Consider the following 5,355-nt stretch of genomic DNA (forward strand, 5'->3'; position numbering starts at 1 on the left):
GGCTTGCCCGTATCGTAGGCAATGCGCCGAATGCTCGCCATCGAAATTTATCGATGGCCTATTTCAGACTGTAATGGGCGACAAGCTTCTCCATCGTCTTCTCGAGTAGGCTGATGTCGATGGGCTTGGAAGTGTGCGCGGTCATGCCCGCCTCCAGGCTGCTGCGCACATCCTCGGAAAACGCGTTCGCCGTCATGGCGATGATGGGAATGACGGCGCCGAGCGGGTTAGCACCCATGCGAATGGCACGCGTCGCCTCCAAGCCATTCATCCTCGGCATCTGGATGTCCATGAGGATGGCGTCGAACTCGCCGGGCTTGACGCTGGCAAAGCGCTCGACAATCGCTGCACCATCGGGGCAGACCTCACAGCTCGCACCGCTCATCTCGAGTAACGCGCTGAGAATCTCTGCGTTGAGCTGGTTGTCCTCCGCGCACAAGAAGCGCATGCCGTTAAGCACAGAGGTATCGGATGTCGGCGTCGCCGTGCTGCCATAGACGCGGCGCACGACGCCCTCGAGCTCCGCCAAGAAGAACGGACGCGAGACGAAGCCATCGGCTCCGGCAGCCACGACGCGCTGGGTGACCTGCCCACGCAGAGCATAGTCGACGCAGAAGACGAGCGGCCCGTCCTCCCCTGCCGCCTCTCGCAGCGCCGCGATGCTCGCCCCGAGCGCAGGGTCGTCAACACAACCTGCAAGCAGGATGACGTCTGCCATGTGCGCAGCTGCGCCCGCACATGCGTCCTCAACGCTCTTTGCAACATCGAGGACGATGCCGGCCTCCTCGCAGCGCATGCTGACATTGCGCTGGAGACGCTGCTCGCCGCACACAAGCAGCATCCGCTCCACGCCGATGTCGTAGCTCGCGTCCTTGTCGATGGCCAAGTCGAGGACGACCGTAAACTTCGAACCCTTACCCGGTTTGCTCTCGACCTCGATGCTGCCGCCCATGAGCTCGACAATGTTCTTGGCGATGGCCATGCCCAGGCCCGTACCCTGGACTTTGTTCGTACCCGAGGACTCCGCGCGGGAGAACGGGTCAAAGATGTACTTGAGGAACTCCTCATCCATGCCGATGCCCGTGTCGGTCACCTCGAAAAGCAAGCGTGCATAGTCGGCATCGCCGCTGTTAAGCTCCGTGATGCTGAGCTCGACCTGACCGCCGTCCGGCGTGTACTTGACCGCGTTGGAAAGTAGGTTAAGGATGGTCTGCCGCAGCCTGACACCATCGGCAACAAGATACTCGTGGCGCAGGTCGTTGACGAAGATATGGAACCCGTGATGGCGTCCCAAGGCTTGGGCACGGATAATGTTGTCAACTTGGTTGATCTGCTCCGCCAAGCTCACCGGCACGAGTTGCAATTCGACCTTGTCGGACTCGATCTTGCTCATGTCGAGGATGTCGTTGATAAGGCTGAGCATGTGATTGCTCGAGAGCTTGATTTTCTGGATGTAGTCCGCAAGCTGCTCCGGGCTGGTCGTCCCGTGCTCTATGAGATTTGTAATGCCGACGATGGCATTCATAGGCGTGCGGATATCGTGAGACATGTTGGCGAGAAAATCGCTCTTGGCGTGGTTGGAGGCCTCTGCCTGGGAGCGCGCCACCTGGGCATCGCGCACCGCAAACTCAAGCTCCTCGTTCTTGGTGTCGAGCTCGGCGTTGACGCGCTTGAGACCCTCTGCGTTCTTATGCTCGATCTCGAGCACCTGGCGCTGCTTGGAACGCAAGACAATGTTAATCGCCACAGCGCATGCTGTCACGAGCGCAAACGCAAAGCCCATGACGAGCTTAACCGTCGTGTTGACGAGCTCAACGGTATTTGTCGCGACATAGCGAGCCGGCACCAGGAAGACGAGCGTCCAATCGGCGCTGTCCATGCGACTCAAGGCGTAGTAGTACCCCTCGTCGTCAAGTACGGCGTTCGAATAAGCGACGCCATTTGCCTCAAGCTCTGCGGCAGCCTTGTCAAAGGAGCTGCCGTGCAGGTACCGCATCTGCTTCAAGACGCTGAAGGCGTTGTGTCCCCTGATCGGGCTGTTGTTGCTGCTGAAGAGTTTGGAGCCGTCGTTGTCGACAACGATGACGTTGTTCGCCCCGTTATATGCCTCGCATGAGAAATAGGGCTCGAGCTCCTCCATATTGCACAGAAGGCCGGCGTAAACGATCTTGGTATCTTGGCCGTCGCCAAGCGACAGACGAACAGGCTGCTCAAGGCGCTCGAGAAACACCATCAAGGTCTTGTTGGTCGTCATCGTAGTGGTCACGTAGTTGATGCGCTCGGGATTGCCAAGCAGATGATCCATCTCCTGCATGGACCCCTTGGGGCCCGTCTGGGTGTAGTAGCGCCCCTTGTCGTCAACCATGATGATATCGGTGCCCTCGTCCCCAAGATTAGCCAAACGGTGCTGCCTCTCCATGAGGGACACGAGCGCTTCCACATCCTGCGGGCTCTCATCGCACAGATAGTTGACCTGCGTGTCAACGGCGCGCCATTTGCTGTCGATGATATCGTCGAGGCCGTCAAAGAGCTCCGTGGTCACCTCGCCCATCTGGCTGAGACGCTCCTCGTAGAGCACGCGATCGTTGTAGCGACCGTACATATTCAAGAACAGCAAGGCGCCCGCGATGACGATGGCGAGAAACACCATGAACACCGTTTTGGCTTGCTTTGCGGAGAAGTCCGCATCCGCGCGCTTGAGCACGAGCGAACGCAGACCTCTTTGTTTATCGTTATGATTCGGCACTAATCGTTCCAAGCTACATCCGCGGGAGATAGGGTCTCAAACTTGCTCAGGTACTCTTTCATGGCATCCAGACCGAGCACGCCGCTGTCCTCAAGATTGCCCTCCTTGGCCACCTCATCGGTCACACCCGCAACGGCGACCTTGTAGGTAGCGTTGTCGTCGATCTTAAAGCCTTCCGGAGCGGCGAGCACGTACGGGTAGACATTGCCATCGCCCGCACGGTCGTAACCGGAGTCCATCAGGTCCTTGACGCGCTTGCCCGCAAGCGTGACGGTCTTGATGTTATCAGTCCAACCCGTGGGGACGATGGAGGAAATCTCCATGTCCGTAACGTCGCCGGCAAAGAGCGCACCACTCACGCCGTCGACGTTGAGCTCGTCGCGGGTGCCGGAGTAGGGATAGTACTTGTTGGTTGAGATGAGCGCCAGGTCGCTGCCCGTCGCCTTGGCAAAGCAGATTCCGACGAGCTTGGCGCAGGCGTCCGTATCGAGCTTCTTCGTAACCGTGGTGAACACCTGAGACTTGTTGTCCACAATGAGGGACTGGCTGTCGTCGATTGCCGTCTCGAAGTCGGCCAAGCTGGCCTTACCCTTGATGTAGTCTAGACCTGCATTTCCGATGGGAACGATGAGATCTTCCCAGCCAGAGTATATAAACGGAGCGGTGAGGCCCTCGTTGAGCTGGTCCAAGATCTCCGCATAATAGCCGTCGGCCTTGGGCGTATAATCCTTGAGCGGCAGCAGCGTGGAGTCGCTGTACGCGGGGTTGAAGGCTTGCATGCCCTCGACCGTGGAGAAAACCTCCATCACATGCAGGGCATCCTCGAGCTTTTGCTCGTTACCGGAATCCTGCAGATGCTTGTTCAGGCCCACATAACTCGTGGTTTGCAGAATAAAGGCATTGTCTCTGCCATCCTTTGACAGATAGGGCATCAAGCCGAACTCGTCCGTGGTGTCACCGTCGGAGAAGTCGTTGTTGTTGCCGAGCATGAAGAGGGTGTTGCCCTTGGCAAACTCCTCCCTCGTAACATCATCACTAACAGGGTCGCCCCCATCGTTGAGCATGCCCAAGTCACGCCACTTGTCGAGGTCCTCCATAGCCGTCTTTAACTCCTCAGACCCTGCAACCGTGGCCTTGCCGTCAAGGAAGTCGGCACGCCACTGGACGCCATCAGGGGTGTTGAAGAAGCTGGTGTCGAGGATGTTGCACCAATACTGGAAGCCAAAGCCCGGGTACTGAATCTGGGTGAGGCAGAGGTTCACGCCTGCCTCCTTGGCCTTGGATGCAAGCTCCTCGAGCTCTTTTAAGTTAGTGGGAAGCTCCCAGCCATGCTCTTTAAGCAGCGTCTTGTTGTAGGTAATGCCCAGACAGCTGTAGCAGGTGGGCAGCATGTAGATGGCACCGTTGTCTGTCACGTCTTGGAGGCGGGCCTCGGTGTATTTGTCAGTAAAATCATAGCCTGACAAGTCGATGAGCTTGTCGCCCACGTGCTCGTAGCTCGGCTCATACACGGTCGCAAAGTAGATGTCCGACATATCGTCCGCCTTAAGGGATGCCTGGGTGTACGCAGTGTAGTTCTTACCGCTGTAAGGGATGATCTCGAGGTTGATCTCCGGGTACTTCTCGGCAACCATGTCCTTGAACGCGCTGACGTTGCGGAAAGGTGCCATGATGGTTATTGCCTCGTGTTCGCCATCGGATCCCGCCGCACCCGAACCCCCGCAGCCCACCAGCGTGCCGGCAAGCAGTACCACGGAACACGCAAACGCTAGGAGTGCACGGCCGATCATCTTTCTCTTCATTCGATGATCCTTTCCCCTTTTGGCGAGGTGTGAGGGGTAAAGACCGCCCTTTCTCCTCTATTCTCTTTCATATGTAGTTCTCCATTATCCCATTAATTAACTGGGGCTATTATCTGATGCGATATAAAAGTAAAGTTTATCCGAAGAGTTCCATCTCTTGGGGGCATCATTATCTGCACGAAATAAAGGACGGTAAGGCCGTTCGTATTCAAGGCCAGAAGAGCCCGGCACCGTTGCGGTACCGGGCTCGGCATATCTCTGGTGCCCCCGGGCGGATTCGGACCGTCGACACCCGCTTTAGGAGATATGATTTAATGCTACCCCCTACCATTCATCCAGCGTCATTGAACACCATATAATCGCAGATAAACATGGCAGTTTGTGTCTTTTACCTCCGCTAGCTGCACCTACGCTTTTACCAACATATTACTAACAGCTTTAGCCAAACCGCACTCAATGAATTGTTGAAAACTATTCAAAGAAACGGGGCGCTATAGACGATCCCCAACTTATACGGTTCGCTGCAAGACTAAGACAGAAGCAATGGCTGCAATGTTAGCCAAGCTGGCTGAAATCAACTCCTCTGGCACGATCTCTAAAACCAAAAAGCCCAATTTGCTTGCGTCCTACTGCTTGGCCTTTTGTGAAAATAGGGACACCGAGCGCAACGCGTTGCGCTGAGTCCTGAGGCTGTTGCAATGAAAATGAGAATCAAGGGTTCGATAGCAGGGGTTGATTTCCGATCTCAGCCGAACACATTGAGCAAATAGGCCGTTCCCGCAGTTAGCCGAACGCCCCCGCGGCCCC

At 56.6% G+C, this 5,355-nt stretch carries 2 protein-coding genes; both read right to left on the minus strand.

Annotated elements, in window-relative coordinates; translation table 11 throughout:
- Positions 1–58: 58 nt before the first annotated feature.
- Positions 59–2,746, minus strand: coding sequence for an ATP-binding protein (locus GT495_RS11190; protein WP_161162592.1), 2,688 nt, complete (start codon positions 2,744–2,746; stop codon positions 59–61).
- Positions 2,746–4,548, minus strand: coding sequence for an extracellular solute-binding protein (locus tag GT495_RS10505; RefSeq protein WP_161162593.1), 1,803 nt, complete (start codon positions 4,546–4,548; stop codon positions 2,746–2,748). The genes GT495_RS11190 and GT495_RS10505 overlap by 1 nt, the downstream gene beginning before the upstream one ends.
- Positions 4,549–5,355: the final 807 nt, after the last annotated feature.

The sequence above is a fragment of the Collinsella sp. BIOML-A6 genome, assembly GCF_009875845.1.
GTDB lineage: Bacteria > Actinomycetota > Coriobacteriia > Coriobacteriales > Coriobacteriaceae > Collinsella > Collinsella aerofaciens_H.

Coding starts and splice junctions, on each gene's coding strand:
- GT495_RS10505 (WP_161162593.1), bottom strand. CDS start 4,548: ATGAAGAGAAAGATGATCGGCCGTGCACTCCTAGCGTTTGCGTGTTCC.